The following is a 16,190-nucleotide window of genomic DNA, read 5'->3' as shown; positions in this document are numbered from 1 at the left end:
ACGCCGCCACCGTCTGGCTGCGGGTGCTGCGGTCCGAAGAGCGAAAGTACGACGTGTCGGGCGACGCCGAGGGCTGCCCCGGCCTCGGCCGGCATCGGTCCACTTGGCGGTTGGACTCGGTGAACCGCTTGACGCCGCCGGGGACGTCTCGGCAGTCCCGGCCCGGGAGAACGCCCGCAGAATGTACGGATAGGCGGATAACCGTTCTGGGGCCGCTGGGCCGCTGGGCCGCTGGGCCGCTGGGGCCGTGGCGGAAAGGATCACTCCCCGAGCCCGCCGCTCGCGCCGAACAGATGGCTGTCAGGGGCGAACCGCCTCTTGGCGGCGCGCAGGATGCCGGTCGGATCGGCGATGACCCGGCCGGAGAGCTTGATCAGCTCGGCGATCTCGTCCATGTCTTCCAGCGGCGCCAGGTCGGACTCGATGTCGGGCGCAGATCTGTGATGCTGCGGAGATCCATGCGTCCTTGTCCATGGCGTGAAGAGTGCCCGATGTCCTTCCCCTCCCTCAGACGGCCTGCGGCTGGCGATCGCGGGGCGTGATCGGCTTTTTCGGTGGATGCTGCAAGCGCGGGGTCGGCAGACGCGGGGCGGCGTGCCCTCGGACGGAGCAGAGGGCATGATCGGAGGGTGAGCCGCGGCGATCCACGTGCGGCCGGCCAGGTGCCGGGCCTGCGGGGCCTCGAAGGGGCGGTGACCGGCGCCGGGCTGGTCACAGGCCCCCCGTTCCGGCTGCGGGAACGCACCGGCGTCTTCACCGAGCTGTTCGGATTCTGGGGATTGGGCCAGCAGGCCGATGCCGTCCTCACGCCGCGGTGGGCCCGTCCCCTCCGGAAGGTGTTGCGCCGGGTCTGGGCGGCGGGAGGGAGCGCCCATGTCAGCCTGTCATACCCGACCGACGGACCGGACGAGGATGGCATGTGCCTCGTGAGCTGCTCGTTGGTGAGCAGCTTCCAGGAGCCCGCTCTGCTGATCCTCGTAGCGTGGACCGCTCCGCCCGCCGTCTTGGCACAGGCCGGGGGAGCGATGGACGACCGGCGCCTTCTCAGCCGGTACGAGGCACTCTTGTCCGCTGCCCCCCAGGTCGTCTGGGTGATGACGAAGGACGGGACGGTGACTCCGCTGGCGAACAGGGCGGGACGGACACCGGAGGGGTTGTGGCGCCCTGACGGTGAGGCGACGTGGAGTGACGCCGTGCACCCGAAGGACCGGGGCTGGTTCGGACGGGTGTGGCAGGAAGCCACCCGGAAGCAGTCCGTCATCGATATCGTCGTACGCGTACGGCTGCGGAGCGATCCGGAACGCTATCGGCACGTCAAGGTCATCGCGGCGCCCGTCCTGGACGGCAGCGGGGAACCGGAATGGGTCGGTACCATCACCGACGCGGAGGATCACTGGCGCACCCGTATGCGGGAACGTTTGCTTGCCTGCATGGCGGCGGTACCGGCCGCACGGGACCTGACCGAGGCGTTCATGACGACCGCGTCGGCTGTCGTACCCGACCTGGTCGACTGCATCGCCATTTTCCAGGTTCACCACCCCACCGATGTCGGCTTCCGGGCCGTCGAGGGCGCACTGAGCGCGGCTCCCACGGCACGCGTGGCGCTGGCACCCGGTCTGCCGCCCCTGCCGCCCCTGACGGAGGACTTCGCGCTGGGATCTGCCGCGAAGGAGGTGATGGACAACCAGGTCACAAAGCAGCTCACCTTCCCGGCCGGCAGGCCCCCCGAGGGCCCGATCTCGGACGCCTCCGTGCGGTGGCTGCGCCAGGCCGGAGCGACAAGCCTGGTCCTGCTGCCCGTCGTGGTGGAGGGCCGGACCGTGGCGCTGGCGAGTGCGGCGAACTGCCGGGGCAACCCGCCCCCGGACGAGACGGATCTCGCGCTCTTGCACGACGTCTTGCAGCAGATGAGCGGTCCTCTGCGCCGGACCCTGGAGCTCCAGGGTGTACGCGGTATGGCCCTCGCCCTTCAGCAGTCCTTCCTCGCTGCCCCGCCTGCCGTCGAAGGGGCGGTCGTCACGGCGGTCTACCACCCGGCGGACTCGACCGCGGAAGTGGGCGGCGACTGGTACGACGCGATCAACCTCTCCGGCGGCGCCGTCGCTCTGACCATCGGTGACATCGCCGGTCACGACATGGACGCCGCCACCACCATGGGCCGCGTCAACAGCATGCTTCGGGGGCTCGCGTACGACAGCGGACCGACCGCGAGCCCGGCGGCCACCCTCGGCCGCCTCGACCGCATCGTGCAGGCGCTCGACACCCCCTCGCTGGTCACCGTGGTGCATGCCGTTCTGAACCCGGCCCCGCCCGATGGCTGGCACCTCGTTCTGTCCAACGCGGGTCACCCGCCGCCCCTGTTGATCCCGGCCGACGCACCGCCCAGGTATCTGCACGAACTCTCCGCCCCCGACCCACCCCTGTGTGTCTCCGACGACGTACCGCGCACCGACCTGCAGGCGTTCCTGCGAGAGGGCGACACCCTGGTGCTCTACACCGACGGACTCGTGGAAGTACCGGGGAGGGACATCACCCACAGCCTCGAAAACCTGCGCGTACACGCCGAGACACTGGTCCGACGAGGACTGACCCTGTCCACGCTGGTTCAGAGCCTTCTGCCACCCGTACAGGAACGCCGGGACGACATCGCCGTCATCGCCCTTCAAGTAAGAAGGAAGAGATGAGGCGCACGAGGTGACGCTGATAGGTGTGGAAGCCCAGGCCGAGCGGGGCGCTTTGGAGTATGGCCCGGGTGAACAGCGGGCGGGCGCGGTCGATGCCCAGCAGGGCGGCGACGGAGTGCGCTCCGGCCGATTGCCCTGAGACGGTGACGCGGCCCGGATCGCCGCCGAATGCCGCGATGTTGTCCCGGACCCATTCGAGGGCCGCTATCTGGTCGAGCAGACCCAGATTGCCCGGTGCGACACCGGGGGCCCGCAGGTATCCGAGCACACCGAGCCGGTAGCTCACCGACACCACCACGATGCCCGTCTCGCGCACCAGCCGGGTGGCGTCGTACAGGTTCCACTCGCCGCTGCCGCCCAGGTAGGCCCCGCCGTGCAGCCATACCAGCACCGGCGCCGGACCGGTGCCGCTGTCCGGGACTGTCACGGGGCGGTTCGCGCCGTGGCGGGGCGAAGCGGGCCGCGTGTGCGTAGGGGATGCCGTGGAAGATCACGGCTCCCTCGTTCTGCCTGCCGCTCCAGCGCCCCGACGGGGCCGAGACCGTGCGCATGCCACCTCCGGCTGTATCGCGAATATTCTTGCGATAGCCGCACCGTAGCCCGCAGGACCACATAACGCAAAGTTCTTTGCGATGATGGGGAGCATGGCAGGTCAGACCAATGAAGAACGGCGCGTCGCGGTACGCGGCGCCAAGCTCCGTGCCCTCGTCCTGGACGCGACGATCACGAGGATCGCCGAAGTCGGCATCGACCAGGTGCGCTTCGCGGACGTGGCCGCCGAGGCCGGGGTGCACGAAAGCTCCCTCTACCGTCGCTGGCGCACCGTGCCCCGGCTCATCGTGGACGCGTTGACGGACCGCACGGAGAGCGAGGTGCCCGTCCCGGACACCGGGAGCGTGCGCAGGGACCTGGAGCTGTTCACCTCCGACCTGGCGCGTTTCGCCCGGACCCCGATCGGCACCGCTCTGATCTGCTTCACCGTCGTCCTGGACGAGGATCCCGGGATCGAGGAGGCGCGCGGCGAGTTCTGGCGCCAACGGCTCGTGGCGGCGGAGGAGATCGTCGAACGGGGCAAGAGGCGCGGCGAGGTCGCCGAGGGCGTCGACGCGCGGCTCGTTGTCCTCACCCTCGGCGGACTGATCCACCTGCACGTGACCCACCTGGGCGCGGCTGTCCCCGAGACCCTGGCTGACCAGGCGGTGGCCCTGCTCATGCCGGGCCTGGCGCAAGGGCCGGCCGGACGGACGGACGACGGGGCGGGGGTGGCAGCGGGCGACGACACCGAGGCCGACTTCGCCTGACGGCGCGGCGGCTGTCGCCCGGCGCCCGGCTTCCGGTCGGCGGCGAAGCCGGTGCGGCGGCCGGCCGCCCGGCTGTAGTCGGTGAACCGCTGGACAGAAAATAGGTCATGCGACCTATAATCAGGCTGTGATCGACGAACTGATATCTGATCCGGCCGGTCCGGTGCTCATCACCGGCGGTTACGGGACGGTGGGTGCCGAACTCGCCCGGATGACCGCCGCCGCAGGACTGCCCCTTCTGCTGACCGGACGTAACCCTGAGCGAGGGCAGGCCCTCGCCGACGAGTTGGGCGGCGAGGCGCGGGCCTGGGACCTGGCCTCCGCGACACCGTTCCGCGCCGCCGTGCGGGCCGTGGTGAGTGCCGTCAACGACCCGGACGACCGGGTACTGCGTGCCGCCGCGCACGCCGGAGTGCCCCAGGTCGACATCACCCGGTGGACGGCCCGGCTCCAACGGGCGGTCACCATAGCCACGTTGGCGCGGCCGACCGCCCCCGTCCTGCTGTCGTCCGGCTGGATGGGCGGGGTCACCAGCCTGGTCACCGCCGCCCTCGCCCGGGAACTGGGCGGAGCGGAGCGGGTGGAGACCGCTGTCCGCTGGGACATGGCCGACCGGGCGGGCGCGGACTCGGTGGAGTTCATGGACCGCCTCGGCATCGACTTCGAGGTCGTGGAGGACGGCAGGCGACGCCTCGCCGCACCGCTGAGCGACGGCCGTACGGTGCGCATCGGCGAGGACTCGGTGCGGGTCGCCCGCATCGACACACCCGAGCAGTACACCTTGCCGCTCACCATGGGCACCGCCACGGCCGCCACCCGGATCGGCTTCAGTTCCCCGGCCGCCACCCGGATGCTCCTCGCACTGCGCGGCGCGGGCTTCTTCCGCTGGGCGGACGGCGAACGCTGGACCCGGGCCCGCCGCGCGGTGATCCATTCCCCCGGCACCGGCGGAACCGCCCGGCTCCGTATCGACGTGGCCCACCGGGCCGAGACCCGTACCGCCACCGTCACCGACCCGGCCGGACAGAGCCATCTCACCGCCGCAGGAGGCTACTTGGGCCTGCTGCGCGTGCTCGGCGCCGACGGCTCGCCCGCCCCGAGCGGCGTGGTCTTTCCCGAGCAGCACCCCGACCCCGCGGCAGCCGTGCGGCTGCTGACCGGCCTGGGGGTGCGCCTCGACGTCGAACGGGCCGGAACGACCGACCAGCGAGGGGCCGCCGCATGAGCGCCGCGACCACCGGAGCGGGCCCGACCGCCAAGGGACTGCGCCGCAGGAACGAACTGCTCGACGCCGCCGAACGGCTGCTCTCCGCCACCGGGGAGGCACTCACCCTGCGCGCCGTCGCCGACGAGGCCGGTGTCCGACTGGGCCATCTCCAGCACTACTTCCCGACCCGCGCCGATCTGCTGGCCGCACTGCTCGACCGGGTGCTGACCACGTCGCTGGAACGGATCGCCGAACGCACTGAGCCGGCCGGAGAGGCGGCCGCACCCGCCGTCGTGCTGGACAGCGTGCTCGGTGACCACGACGAACCGTCCCTGGTGAGCCTGTTCACCAAGGTGTGGTCGATGGCGGCGCACGACGAGCCCGCCGCCGAGGCTCTCCGTTCCTTCTACGCCGACTACGCCGGACATGTCATCGCGATCGTGCGCCGGCACCTGCCGGAACTGGACGAGGCGGAGGCCCGCGCACGTGCCGAGGTGTTCGTGATGGTCGTGGAAGGGGCCGCGATCTTCCGTTCCGGGATCGCCGGACGCCGTACCCCGCGCACCGACGACGTGCTCCGCCGCACGTTGCTCACCCTGCTCACCGGCACCACGGTTTCCTGAGTCCACCGATCTCTCCTCCCCGCCCCCACTCGTTGAGAGCCGAGGCTTTCCCGCATGCGCCCCGCATCCGTCGCCGTCACCCTGGCGGCCGTCTTCCTTCTCGCCACCGCCTGCTCCGGCACCGACGCGTCCGGCCGCCACGCCGCCCGCCCGGCCCTGTCCCCGGCGGCGAAGCCGACGGCGGAGCTGGAAGCGGCTGTCCGGGCCTACTCGCAGGCGAACTTCGCACCGGACGCCGACACGGCGTACGGCATGCTCTCGCGGAGGTGCGCCGCCGTAGTGAGCCGGGACGTCCTCGGCAGACTCCTCGACGCAGCCGCCGCGTCATACGGTCACCCGGCCCTTCGCACCGTCACCATCGACCGGATACGGGGCACCAGCGCCCAGGTCAGCTACACCTACGACGACCCGGCGCTCTCACAGACCGGGCAGGACTGGCTGCGGGAGAACGGCCGGTGGAAGGCGGACATGTGCCCCCGCAAGTCCCAGCCGTGACAGGCGCATCCGCGGGCTGCGAAGGATTCGGCGGCGGCGTGTTCGTGTCGGAGGCAGCCAGAGCCCTGTCCGGCGCGGGCCGTACCGAGGAACCGGTCGGGGCGGCGAGGCCATGGCGAGTCCGGGCCCGCTGAGCGCCTGAGACGGCAGCCGTCCGGAAACGGCCCCGGAAACCGCGTCGGAGCCGTCTCCGGTCTCCAGGAGGAGCGGGCCGGGGCCCGCTCCTCGGCGGGGTCAGAGCTTGACTGTCGGGTGGTGGATGTCGAACCACGCTCCCAGGTCGAGGGTCCGTTCCAGGAGCATCCGTTGCTGCTGGTTCAGCTCGGTGGCGGGGAGGCGGGTGGCTTCGATGAGGCGTTCGCGGTTGACCAGGTCCGTGGCTGTGTGCCCGGTCCGCAGCAGGTCGGCTCCCTGGGACTGGATGGCCTGGACGTAGGTGGGATCGAAGGTGCCGGGGTATCCGCTTTTCTTGCGGTTGGCGACCGACTCGGGCAGGACGTCGCGGGTGGCGGCGCGCAGCAGGCTCTTCTCGCGGCCGTCGAAGGTTTTCAGGGACCAGGGGGTGTTGAAGACGTACTGCACGAGGCGGTGGTCGCAGAAGGGGACGCGGACCTCCAGGCCGACAGCCATGCTCATCCGGTCCTTGCGGTCCAGGAGGGTCTGCACCATGCGGGTCAGATGGAGGTAGCTGACGACCCGCATACGCTGGTCCAGTCCGGTTTCACCGTCCAGAGCGGGGGTCTCCGCGACGGCCGTGCGGTAACTCTCGGCGATGAAGTCGCCCAGGTCGAGCACGGGTTTGAGGTCTTCGCTGATCTGGCTGCTCGATTCGACCAGCGAATGCCGGCCCGCGAGCCAGGGGAAGGTCTCGGTGTACCGCCGTTCGTCGTGGAACCACGGGTAGCCGCCGAACACCTCGTCCGCCGACTCGCCGGACAGCGCCACGGTGGAGTGCCGGCGGATCGCGGCGAAGAGCAGGTAGAGGGAGTTGTCGCGGTCGCCGATGCCGATCGGCAGGTCGCGGGCGCCGACCGCCGCGCGACGGACCTCCGGGGCGGACAGGGCCGCCCCGTCCAGGACGATGTCCTGGTGGTCGCAGCCCACGTGTTCGGCGACGGCGTGGACGTAGGGGGTGTCCTGGGTGGGCGAGACGTCGATGGCCTGGAAGTGCTTGTCCTGGTCGGGGAAGTCGACGGCGAAGCTGCGCACCGTCTCACCCTGGGGCGCGAGGTGGATCTGCGAGAGGGAGGTGAGCGCGGAGGAGTCGAGGCCGCCGGAGAGCAGCGTGCAGCGGGGCACGTCGGCGACGAGCTGGCGCCGGACGATGTCGTCGAGCAGTTCGCGTACGTGCGCGACCGTCTCGTCCTTGCTGTCGGTGTGCGGTTCGGAACGCAGCCGCCAGTAGGTGTGGCGGCGCATACCCCCGTGGTCGAGGACGATGATCTCACCGGGACGCACCTCGCGCATGCCCTCCCACACCGCGGCGCCGGGGGTCTTGGCGCCGGCGAAGAGCTCACGCAGTCCGTCGGGGCCGACGACGGGGGCGGCGGTGGGGTTGGCCAGGATCGCCTTGGGCTCCGAGCCGAAGACGACGCCGTCCTCGGTCTCGTAGTAGTAGAACGGCTTGATGCCCATACGGTCGCGGATCATCACCAGGCGCTCGGTGCGGGCGTCCCAGATGGCGAAGGCGTACATGCCGTTGAGGTGTTCCACGAGCTTCTCGCCCCACACGAGGTAGCCGCGCAGCACCACCTCGGTGTCCGAGTCGGTGTCGAACCGCTGTCCGGCCCGGCGTAGTTCCGAGCGCAGCTCGGTGAAGTTGTACGCCTCACCGGAGTAGACCATGGCGACCGCTCCCTCGGGAGTCTCCACGGTCATCGGCTGAGCACCGCCCGGCAGGTCGATCACGGCAAGCCGCCTGTGTCCCAGGGCGACGTGAGGTGCCACCCACACGCCTGCGGCGTCGGGACCGCGGCACGACATGGTCTGCGTCATGGCGTCGATGTCGTCGCGGTGCTGCGTCAGGTCACGCCGGTAGGAGACCCATCCGGTGATTCCGCACATGCGAACCTCGATCCGGTCGAAGAAGGTTGCCCTGGGTGATTGCTGCCCTGTACACGCAGTTGACCCACGCGGAGCCGCCGCTCTCCTGTGTGGCGTTTCTTACAGGTAAATTTGTGTTAACGGGATGTTTCGTCGCGGAGCGAGAGCAGTCCGTGGTTCACCGACCGAACGCGTCCTGGCGGCTGATCCGTTGAGAACGTCGGCGGCGGTGGTGTTCAGGTCGATCGGCTGACCAGGGCACGAGTTGCTGCTCCGGTGCGCCGCCGTAGCGGAAGGTGTCCCAGTCGAGGGTGAGTTCGCCGACGGCGGGGTGGGTGATGCGCTTGCTGCCGAAGTCCTGGTGTGTGACGCGGTGTTCGGCCTACCAGACCCGGAACTGCTGGTCGGACACGGACAGTTCGCTCACGAGAGCCGTGAGAGCTGGATCAGCGGGGTTGGTACCGCTTCCATCTTCAGGACCTCGCGGCACGTGCGAGCCACGTCCTCCCACTCGGAGCAGATCTCGCGCATCACGGGGTCGGTGAAGACCATGCGAGCGTAGTTGCGTTCGGCTTCGGGCACGGACGCGAAGTCGCGCAGCAACCGCGCCGCCAGCGGGTTCCACTCGAGGATGTCGAGCCGTGGCCCGAAGACGATGGCGGGTGTGTCGGTGAGCTGTCCGAGCGACCGCGTGGGGTGCGGGTGCACACCGGGGCGGTGACCCGTGGATTCTCCGAGAAGGCGGTGGCCGGCAGCCCCGGCAACGCCGAGCTGTTCCTCGTCGAGGGCGCCGCCCACGTCGACCTGTACGACCGCGACCAGTACGTGGCGTCCGCAGCCGCCGAGTTCGTCGGGTTCTTCAGGAAGCACCTTGCCTGAGCCGGTATGCCGGGCAGGCCGCGCCACTCGTCGATGGCCGCGACCAGCGCGATGAGCCTAGGCTACCCGCGCGTCCTGCTCGCGTGGAGCTGAGCTGGTAACGCCGCCGCCACCCGTTGGCGGCCGCCGGGGGTCGTCGCGTCGGTCCGTCGGGGTCAGGGCCGAGGCTTTTCCGTCGAGGCGCGGATGGCACGCATGACGGGGGCGACGTCGGTGGCTGTGAAGCCGGTCTTGGTGTTGGTGCCGTCGCCTTTGATGACGAGGGTGACGGCACCGGCCGTGGTCGGGGTGAACCAGGAGCACGTGGTGGCCGCGGTGGCGAGCATCGTGTTCTCGATCATGTAGGTGTCGCAGATCGCGCGGCCGCCGTGGGGACCGGGGTCGGTGTCGGCGGCGCTGGTGGTGACCCGGTCGCCGGCGCCGTCCTCCTTGACGGCCGGGGGCTGGTCGAGGGCGTCGTGCAGGCGGTCGGGGTCGAAGCCGGAGCCGTTGACGCCGCTGTAGAAGATCCACGCGCCGTCCGCGCGGTCGTCGTAGTAGGCGTGCACCGGCGTACCGGACACGTCGAGCCGCTTGGCGGACTGCTGGAGGTCGCTGTTCACCCGCTGCACCAGGTCGGCCGAGGGCTGCCCCTGCGGGTATCCGGCCGCGGTCTGCGGAGCGGTGAGCACGTACGAGGTGCCGCCGCCGGCAGTGCCGTGTGCGCCTGTCCCGCCTTGTGCGGCGGCGCCGTGCTCGGCGGCGCCGTGCTGGGCGGCGCCGTGCTGGGCGGCCGAGGTGGCGGGGGCGTCGGCCCCGGGGTGAGCGGGGCCGCAGGCCGACAGCAGCGCGCAGGCCGAGGCCAGGACGACAGCGGCCGATGTTCGTGTGCGCGGCGGGACGGTACGTGCCATGTGCGGCCTCCTCGGAGTACGGACCCCCGTTTCCGGGGGCGGGACCAGGACGGCTGCCGGCGAAGCCCTGGGGACGCGGGCAAGTCTGGCAGCCGCGGACCCGGGTGGTAGCCCCCTCGTACAGCAGCGCTTTCCACCCCCTGGTAGCAGAGCTGGTGCCGGGCGCACCCGCGTGGCACGATGCCGGGACGCGGGGGCACGAAGGACGCGAAGGAGGGCGGCGGATGGACCTCGATCCCAGGCGCCTGCTGGTTCTGCACGCGATAGCGGAACACGGCGGGCTCGCCCCGGCGGCCCGGGCCCTCGGCCACACGCGCTCGGCGGTGTCGCAGCAACTGGCCACTCTGGAGAGGGAAGCCGGGCTCGTATTGGTGGACCGCTCGGGCGTACGGCTGGAACTCACCGCGGCCGGACGGCTCCTGGCCGCCACCGGCGGCCGCATCGCCCACGAACTGACCTCCGTCGCCGAGCAGTTGGGCACCGCGAACCGCCACCTCGTACAGGGCCCGGTGGTGATCGGCGCGCCGTCCGCAGTGCTCGCGCGGATCGCGGTCCTGGCGCTGCGGCTGCTCGAACGATGGTTCCCGCACGTCGAGCCGAGGCTCACCGAGACCTCCCTTCCCGAAGGCCTGCAGCAGCTGCGGCTGGGCGAGTTGGACGTCCTGGTCGTCGTCGACGACCGGGACACGGCGGTGCCGCTGCCGCCCGCGGTGCGCGCGCAGATCCTGAGCGAGGACGAGTACCGCGTGGTCGTCCCGGTCACGTGGGGCACGCCGACCGCGGCCGAACTCTCCGGCCGCCCCTGGATCACCGCCCCGGCCCACTCCGCGCGAGGCCGCGCCTTCGCCCGCTTCGCCGACGCCCACGGGATCACGCCGTCGGTCGAGCATCTTGCCGACCACGTGAGTGTCGTCCAGGCGATGCTGGCCGGGCAGGTCGGAGCGGCGGTGCTGCCCTCGTACCTCGCCGCGCGGCTCGATCAGGTCACGGTGACCGGACTGCCCGTGACCGGCAGCCAGATCACGCGGACGCTCTGGCGCACCGGCCACGGTGACGGCGCCACTGCGGCCAAGGCGGCGGTCGACGCGCTCCAGCAGGCGGCCCGCGATCACGCCGAGGCCCTCAGCGTGGTCGACCACAGCAGCGACGACATCATCATCCGCCCCCTGCGCGACCCGACCGACCCTCCCCGAACGCCGGCTCCCCGACGCAAGCCCGGCGCGGTCCCCGCGTCCGGACCACTCGGCGGGCGCGACGAATCACACCACGACAGGACCGACCTCGACCGCTCTCAGATCTGAGTCCGAGGATGTCGTCGCAGCAGGCCCGGTCGTTGGTCGGGGCGCTGGGGGCGGCTGCGTCGAGTATGGGGTGAGCCGAAGCAACTGGGTGGCGGTCCTTGAGCGGATGCTGTGCTGCCGTCTGCTCCTGGTCGAGCTGGACGCGCCGGTTGGGAGTCGGCCCGCGGAGTTCGCCGTTGCCCTCGACCACTACCGGGACGCCGAGGAGCAGTACATCAGGCACGAGTGGCGCTCGGCGGTTGAAGCGCTCCGTCAGACCTTCGCGGCGCTCGTCGGCAAGAAGGCTGACGAGGTGGATGTGCCCGCGATACCGGCGTCCTCGTCTCCGCCCGGAGATCCGGGCGGTCCGCCGGATCATGCGGGCCGCTGGCGTTCACGACGCTCCGTCCCGGGCTCGTCGCGATTGTCCGGTGCCCGGTAGCCGGTGGCGCCTCCTGCCGCTCTGCCTGCGTGGCCAGAGCGTCCTGGGCCGTGTTCGCGGTGTCCAGCTCTTGGTGCAGATCGGCGACTCGACCAGCAGGAGCGCGAACCGGTGAAGAGCCGCAGCCCAGGGCGCGGAGGCTGCCCTGGGCTGCGGGTTTGTCGCTGTTGGTCAGAGTCCGACGGGGTTGATGTAGGTGCCGGGGTGGGTGGCGCCGTCCTGCTTGAGGATCTGGCCGCCGAACGGCCAGTCCAGGGTGAAGTGCGTCGTCTCGTCGGGCGGGGTGACGAGGAACTTCGCCGGGACGAACTTCTCCTTCTGCGCGGTGGACTTGGCGACGGGGAGCAGCGTGATGCTGAAGTCGACCGTGCTGCCCTGCTGGAGGGTCATCTTCGGGGGCTTCTTGGCGGAGCGCACGAGGGACCATGTGCCGTCGGTCTTCTGGGCCCCGACCATGTCGACGCCTGCGAAGCCGGTCAGGGTACAGGCGTGGTTGCTCTTGTTGGTGAACCAGATGAACGCCTGCGTCTGCTTCTCGGTCTGTCCCATTTCCGGCGTGGCGTCGCCCCCCGTGGCGAACCCGGCCTTCAGGTCGGCGGTGTGGCAGCGCGTCGGCGCGGCGGGGACGGCGGAGGCGGGGACGGCGGCAGCGGCGGTGCCGGCGACGGCGACGGCTGCCAGGGCCAGGGCGGTCAGCTTGTGCTTCATGAAGTTTCGGGTCCCCTTCGGCTGTGGATCGACGCGCGAGGTCAGCGCGCGTCTGCGCACTTGAAGACGCGCGAAGTCCGGGGATGGTTCGGTGGGGAGTGGAGTGAGCCTTCGCCGATTTGAAACTGCCGTTGAAAGGGCTCGTTCGAAGGGCTGGTGTGCCCGGATCTGCCGATGCTCCGGGCGAGTTGGCGGCGAACGCGTTGTCAGGGGCTGCGCCCGGGGCGACGGGGCGGTCGTCTGCGTTGCGCGGGGCCTGGCAGTGGGTCGGGTGGGGGCTGTCACCGCCGGCGTTCCACTGCCTGTTCTGGCGCCGGCCGTCCATGCACTGCTGTGGGGTGCCGCCGTCGCCGCCGTGTTCGTCCCTGTCCCTGCGGGTCTCGGAGAAGCGTGCGTGGGCGGAGCGGGCGACCGCTATGTGGAGGCGGGCTGGGCGGTTGCCGCCCAGCCGGCTTCGATGAACCGGAATGTGACGTCGATGATCTGTTCGGCGTCGTCGAGTGAGCGGATGGAGGGGATGATTCCCAGGGCGGTGCGGGCGACGAGGCCGCACGCGGTGTCGGGGGAGTGCAGGCCGATCTCGGCGGCGATGACGTCGGCGAGGGCCTGTTCGTGGCGCAGCCACATCTTGGCCGAGTAGTCCCGCAGGGCGGGGGCGCTCTCGATCAGCGCGTGGAACTGGACCAGTGCGGGTTCCGTGCGCGCTGTTTCGGCCATCCGCAGGAGCCAGCGGCGCAGCGCCTCGGGGATGGAGACGCCGCTGGGGCGCTCGCGGACGGCGGCGAGGAGCATCTGCTCCTGCTCGTCGTCCTGGTCGAAGACGAGGGCTTCTTTGGACGGGAAGTGGGCGAACAGGGTCGCGGTGGCGAGGTCTGCCTCCTGGGCGACCTCGCGTACGCCGACGTTGTCGTAGCCGCGTTCGAGGAACAGCCGCAGGGCCGTGTCCGCGATCAGCTTGCGGGTCTGTGCCTTCTTGCGCTCGCGACGGCCGCCGAGCTGGTCGTTCGTCCCCATGGCGAGAACCATACCAGTTGTAAAGTCAGAACAGTTCTGTTTATAGTCTCGTTCTGGAAAATGCTTCTGGAGGCGTCGCCCCCAGCCCATCGCCGTGCGGGAGGACGCCGTGCAGGACACGCTCGAACTCGCCCTCGCCAGGGGCTCTCGCACGTCTCCTCCGCGCCGGGCGTCGGCGGCGGTGGTCGTCTGTCTGACGCTGCTGGACTCGCCCGGGACGACCGTGGTGTTCCCGGCCCTGCCGTTCGTCACATTCGAGTACGTCCACGAGGGCTCACCGGCCTTGTGGGTCGGTGTGCTGGAGTGGGTGAACGCGCACTGCGCCTTCCTGGTGGCGCTGCCGCTCGGCGCTCTGTCCGGCCGGCTCGGGCGGCGCCCGATGCTGGTCAGCGGCGCGTTCGGTGCCGCAGCCGGCTGCGCGCTGCTCTGTGTCGGCGGCGCGCTGTGGGTCCTGGTCGCCGCGCGGGCGGTGCAGGGTCGCGCGGCGGGCGACATGCCGGCGGTCTTCGCCCGCGTCGCTGACATCACCCCGGCCAGGGACCGCACCAAGTGCTACGGCCTGCTCGGTGCGGTCCCTGGCCGGAGTCGGCATGGCGATCGGCCCCGCGATCGGCTGCGTCCTGTCCGGGATCAGCCTGGACGCGCCGGTCTGCACGACCGCGCTGATCGCCGTCCCGTTCTGCTTCTACGTCGACAACCTCTGCGTGCTCGGCGAGGACGGCGTCGGCTGGGTCCCGGCTCTGTCTCGACGCACCCCAACTCCTGGCCGTGGCTGCCTTGTTGTTCGTCTCTGGTCAGGGTGCCGTGACGTGGCGCTGGACGGGCTGATGTCGAATGCGGTCGGCGCGGACGAACAGGGGCGGCTGGCCGGCGGGATCTCCTCGGTCGGCTCTGCGATCCAGATGGCCGCGCCGCTGCTCGCCGGTCGGCTGCATGCGAGCACGGGGCCACGCCACCCCGTACACCCTCGGCTTCCTCCTGATCGTTGTTGCCGCTGTGCTGCTGCCGCGCTGCTGTTTCGCGCCGGGGCCGGCGTTGCCCGCCAACCAGTCGCCAGCGCATAAGCGCCCGTATCCGCGGGCTTCCTCTCGTCGAAAGGACTTTCTGTCATGTCGAATCCCACCCCTCGTATCGCGATCGTCGGCGCAGGTTTGGGCGGTCTGTTGTGTGCTGTGGTGCTGCGTCGTCACGGCATCCGTGCCACCGTGTTCGAGCGTGATGCCGGTGCTGGCCATCGTGGTCAGGGCGGGAGCCTGGATCTGCATGAGGACACCGGGCAGGCGGCTTTGCGTACTGCGGGTGTGTACGACGCTTTTCTGGACCTGTCCCGTCCCGAGGGGCAGGAGATGCGCGAGTACGATCATGCGGGCACTCTGGTCGCCCACGAGGACGGTACGGGGGAGCCGGCGCGTCCGGAGATCGACCGGGCGGTCCTGCGTGATCTGCTGCTCGATGGCCTTGGGGCGGACGGTGTGCGGTGGGGTACTCCGGTCCGGCGGGTGGGGCTGGTTGCCGGTGGGCGGGCGCGGCTTGTGCTCGGTGACGGGGCCGTGGAGGACTATGACCTTGTCGTCGGGGCTGATGGTGCGTGGTCGAGGGTGCGTGCTGTCGTGTCCGGGGCTGTTCCGTTCTATACGGGCAGTACTTTGGTCGAGACCTGGTTCACCGATGTGGACAGGCGGTATCCGGTGTTGGCCGGGATGGTCGGCAACGGCATGATGCTCGCCACCGAGGCAAGTGATCCCACCCGTCTGCTTATCGGTCAGCGGGGTGGTGACGGGAGTGTCCGTGTCTGGATCGGTCTCAGGTGCCCGCTGGACTGGGCTGAGCGGGTGGGTGTCGATCTGGCGGACACCGAGGCCGTTCGTGTTCATTTCCTGGCGGTGTTCGCGGGCTGGCACGAGGATCTGCTCCGTGTGCTGCGTGAGAGTGAGGGGCCGTTCGTGAGCCGGCCCGTCTACCGTCTGCCCTGTCCCCACACCTGGCAGCACACTGCGGGTGTCACTCTGCTCGGTGATGCGGCCCATCTCATGCCTCCGGCGGGTCAGGGCGCGAACCTCGCTCTCATCGACGCGGCCGATCTCGCCACGGCTGTCGCCGGTGCGGTGGCGGAAGGCTCCGGTCTCGACGCGGCGGTGCGGGGTTACGAGCGGATCATGCATCCGCGCGGAGCGGCCGCTGCCGAGGAGTCCGTTCGCGCTCTGGAGCAGTGAGCCGGTGAACGCCCCTCCCGTGAGCCGCCGTTGCTCCTCTCTGCTTCGGCGTCCCGGGGAGGCCCGGCGCGGTCCGGCCCTCCTCCTGCCGCTGCCGCTTCGTCGGCCGGCCGGTCCCGGAGATCGCGCCGACGGGGCTGACGCGGTGTCGGCCGGCGTGTGCGGGGGCGGGTGCCTTGACTCGCCGCCCCGGGCTGCTCCCTGACTCCTGCCGGGGTGCTCGGCGAGGGCCTGTGGTGTTGTCGGGTTGCCGTGTGGGGGAGGTCTTCGTCGGCTTGGCCACCGGCACCGGCACCGGCACCGGTTCGACCACCGGCGCCGGTGCTGTTTCGTTCGTGGTGCGGGGTCCTGCCGGCTGGGGCTGTGGTTTCCGGCCGGTTGGTCGTCCCCCAGCCGGTTGTCCCGGGT

General features: G+C 70.7%; 17 protein-coding genes. 9 read left to right on the top strand and 8 right to left on the bottom strand.

Annotated features, from left to right (window positions below; all coding sequences use genetic code 11):
- Window positions 1-260: 260 nt before the first annotated feature.
- Window positions 261-395 carry a hypothetical protein gene (locus QHG49_RS00085; protein ID WP_301486573.1) on the bottom strand — a complete coding sequence of 45 codons (135 nt, stop codon included), beginning with the start codon at window positions 393-395 and terminating at the stop codon, window positions 261-263.
- A 630-nt stretch (window positions 396-1,025) separates the two neighbouring features.
- Between QHG49_RS00085 and QHG49_RS00080 the strand changes: the two genes are divergently transcribed.
- On the top strand, window positions 1,026-2,684 hold the full coding sequence (locus QHG49_RS00080) for a SpoIIE family protein phosphatase (RefSeq protein ID WP_301492645.1): 1,659 nt from the start codon (window positions 1,026-1,028) through the stop codon (window positions 2,682-2,684).
- Here the strand turns inward: QHG49_RS00080 and QHG49_RS00075 are convergent.
- Window positions 2,653-3,111 (bottom strand): carboxylesterase family protein, encoded by a 459-nt coding sequence (locus QHG49_RS00075; protein ID WP_370530402.1) that lies wholly within the window; start codon window positions 3,109-3,111, stop codon window positions 2,653-2,655. The two genes, QHG49_RS00080 and QHG49_RS00075, sit on opposite strands and share 32 nt — an antisense overlap.
- A gap of 217 nt (window positions 3,112-3,328) precedes the next feature.
- Here QHG49_RS00075 and QHG49_RS00070 point away from each other — a divergent pair, with 217 nt between their 5' ends.
- From QHG49_RS00070 to QHG49_RS00055, 4 genes are all read left to right on the top strand, one after another.
- Window positions 3,329-3,985, top strand: coding sequence for a TetR/AcrR family transcriptional regulator (locus QHG49_RS00070; protein ID WP_301486571.1), 657 nt, complete (start codon window positions 3,329-3,331; stop codon window positions 3,983-3,985).
- Between the two features lie 127 nt (window positions 3,986-4,112).
- Window positions 4,113-5,210 (top strand): saccharopine dehydrogenase, encoded by a 1,098-nt coding sequence (locus tag QHG49_RS00065; protein ID WP_301486569.1) that lies wholly within the window; start codon window positions 4,113-4,115, stop codon window positions 5,208-5,210.
- Complete coding sequence (locus QHG49_RS00060) at window positions 5,207-5,815, top strand: TetR/AcrR family transcriptional regulator (RefSeq protein ID WP_301486567.1); 609 nt, start codon at window positions 5,207-5,209, stop codon at window positions 5,813-5,815. Before QHG49_RS00065 ends, QHG49_RS00060 begins: the two co-directional genes overlap by 4 nt.
- A gap of 54 nt (window positions 5,816-5,869) precedes the next feature.
- Window positions 5,870-6,310 carry a hypothetical protein gene (locus tag QHG49_RS00055; protein ID WP_301486565.1) on the top strand — a complete coding sequence of 147 codons (441 nt, stop codon included), beginning with the start codon at window positions 5,870-5,872 and terminating at the stop codon, window positions 6,308-6,310.
- 234 nt (window positions 6,311-6,544) lie between these two features.
- On the opposite strand, the gene asnB is transcribed toward QHG49_RS00055, so the two are convergent.
- The 3 genes from asnB to QHG49_RS00040 form a co-directional block, all read right to left on the bottom strand.
- Complete coding sequence (asnB, locus tag QHG49_RS00050) at window positions 6,545-8,374, bottom strand: asparagine synthase (glutamine-hydrolyzing) (protein WP_301486563.1); 1,830 nt, start codon at window positions 8,372-8,374, stop codon at window positions 6,545-6,547.
- Between the two features lie 157 nt (window positions 8,375-8,531).
- Window positions 8,532-8,693, bottom strand: coding sequence for a hypothetical protein (locus tag QHG49_RS00045; RefSeq protein WP_268982835.1), 162 nt, complete (start codon window positions 8,691-8,693; stop codon window positions 8,532-8,534).
- Window positions 8,694-8,776: 83 nt separating this feature from the next.
- A complete protein-coding gene (locus tag QHG49_RS00040) occupies window positions 8,777-9,061 on the bottom strand; it encodes a hypothetical protein (RefSeq protein ID WP_301486561.1) in 285 nt (94 codons plus the stop codon).
- A 9-nt stretch (window positions 9,062-9,070) separates the two neighbouring features.
- Here QHG49_RS00040 and QHG49_RS00035 point away from each other — a divergent pair, with 9 nt between their 5' ends.
- The gene (locus QHG49_RS00035) at window positions 9,071-9,232 is read left to right on the top strand and encodes a hypothetical protein (protein WP_301486559.1); all 162 of its coding nucleotides are present in this window, start codon (window positions 9,071-9,073) and stop codon (window positions 9,230-9,232) included.
- A 155-nt stretch (window positions 9,233-9,387) separates the two neighbouring features.
- Here QHG49_RS00035 and QHG49_RS00030 read toward each other — a convergent pair whose 3' ends face one another.
- Window positions 9,388-10,125: a hypothetical protein gene (locus tag QHG49_RS00030; protein ID WP_301486557.1), complete on the bottom strand. Its 738-nt coding sequence runs from the start codon at window positions 10,123-10,125 to the stop codon at window positions 9,388-9,390.
- Between the two features lie 224 nt (window positions 10,126-10,349).
- On the opposite strand from QHG49_RS00030, the gene QHG49_RS00025 reads away from it, so the two are divergent.
- On the top strand, window positions 10,350-11,426 hold the full coding sequence (locus tag QHG49_RS00025; protein ID WP_301486555.1) for a LysR family transcriptional regulator: 1,077 nt from the start codon (window positions 10,350-10,352) through the stop codon (window positions 11,424-11,426).
- Between the two features lie 592 nt (window positions 11,427-12,018).
- On the opposite strand, the gene QHG49_RS00020 is transcribed toward QHG49_RS00025, so the two are convergent.
- Window positions 12,019-12,555: a DUF4232 domain-containing protein gene (locus tag QHG49_RS00020; protein ID WP_301486553.1), complete on the bottom strand. Its 537-nt coding sequence runs from the start codon at window positions 12,553-12,555 to the stop codon at window positions 12,019-12,021.
- 414 nt (window positions 12,556-12,969) lie between these two features.
- Window positions 12,970-13,569 carry a TetR/AcrR family transcriptional regulator gene (locus tag QHG49_RS00015; protein ID WP_159697448.1) on the bottom strand — a complete coding sequence of 200 codons (600 nt, stop codon included), beginning with the start codon at window positions 13,567-13,569 and terminating at the stop codon, window positions 12,970-12,972.
- 109 nt (window positions 13,570-13,678) lie between these two features.
- On the opposite strand from QHG49_RS00015, the gene QHG49_RS00010 reads away from it, so the two are divergent.
- A complete protein-coding gene (locus tag QHG49_RS00010) occupies window positions 13,679-14,377 on the top strand; it encodes an MFS transporter (protein ID WP_301486549.1) in 699 nt (232 codons plus the stop codon).
- Between the two features lie 301 nt (window positions 14,378-14,678).
- Window positions 14,679-15,782 (top strand): NAD(P)/FAD-dependent oxidoreductase, encoded by a 1,104-nt coding sequence (locus QHG49_RS00005; protein ID WP_301486547.1) that lies wholly within the window; start codon window positions 14,679-14,681, stop codon window positions 15,780-15,782.
- Window positions 15,783-16,190: the final 408 nt, after the last annotated feature.

This window comes from Streptomyces sp. WP-1 (genome assembly GCF_030450125.1).
GTDB lineage: Bacteria > Actinomycetota > Actinomycetes > Streptomycetales > Streptomycetaceae > Streptomyces > Streptomyces incarnatus.
The sequence above is the reverse complement of the archived record's forward strand: the minus strand, read 5'-3'. Positions and strand labels throughout refer to the sequence as shown.

What these genes read in the sequence shown, in the direction of transcription:
- QHG49_RS00085 (WP_301486573.1), bottom strand. Translation starts at nt 395, where the DNA reads ATGGACGAGATCGCCGAGCTGATCAAGCTCTCCGGCCGGGTCATCGCC.
- QHG49_RS00080 (WP_301492645.1), top strand. Translation starts at nt 1,026, where the DNA reads ATGGACGACCGGCGCCTTCTCAGCCGGTACGAGGCACTCTTGTCCGCT.
- QHG49_RS00070 (WP_301486571.1), top strand. Translation starts at nt 3,329, where the DNA reads ATGGCAGGTCAGACCAATGAAGAACGGCGCGTCGCGGTACGCGGCGCC.
- QHG49_RS00060 (WP_301486567.1), top strand. Translation starts at nt 5,207, where the DNA reads ATGAGCGCCGCGACCACCGGAGCGGGCCCGACCGCCAAGGGACTGCGC.
- QHG49_RS00055 (WP_301486565.1), top strand. Translation starts at nt 5,870, where the DNA reads ATGCGCCCCGCATCCGTCGCCGTCACCCTGGCGGCCGTCTTCCTTCTC.
- asnB (WP_301486563.1), bottom strand. Translation starts at nt 8,374, where the DNA reads ATGTGCGGAATCACCGGATGGGTCTCCTACCGGCGTGACCTGACGCAG.
- QHG49_RS00030 (WP_301486557.1), bottom strand. Translation starts at nt 10,125, where the DNA reads ATGGCACGTACCGTCCCGCCGCGCACACGAACATCGGCCGCTGTCGTC.
- QHG49_RS00025 (WP_301486555.1), top strand. Translation starts at nt 10,350, where the DNA reads ATGGACCTCGATCCCAGGCGCCTGCTGGTTCTGCACGCGATAGCGGAA.
- QHG49_RS00020 (WP_301486553.1), bottom strand. Translation starts at nt 12,555, where the DNA reads ATGAAGCACAAGCTGACCGCCCTGGCCCTGGCAGCCGTCGCCGTCGCC.
- QHG49_RS00015 (WP_159697448.1), bottom strand. Translation starts at nt 13,569, where the DNA reads ATGGGGACGAACGACCAGCTCGGCGGCCGTCGCGAGCGCAAGAAGGCA.
- QHG49_RS00005 (WP_301486547.1), top strand. Translation starts at nt 14,679, where the DNA reads ATGTCGAATCCCACCCCTCGTATCGCGATCGTCGGCGCAGGTTTGGGC.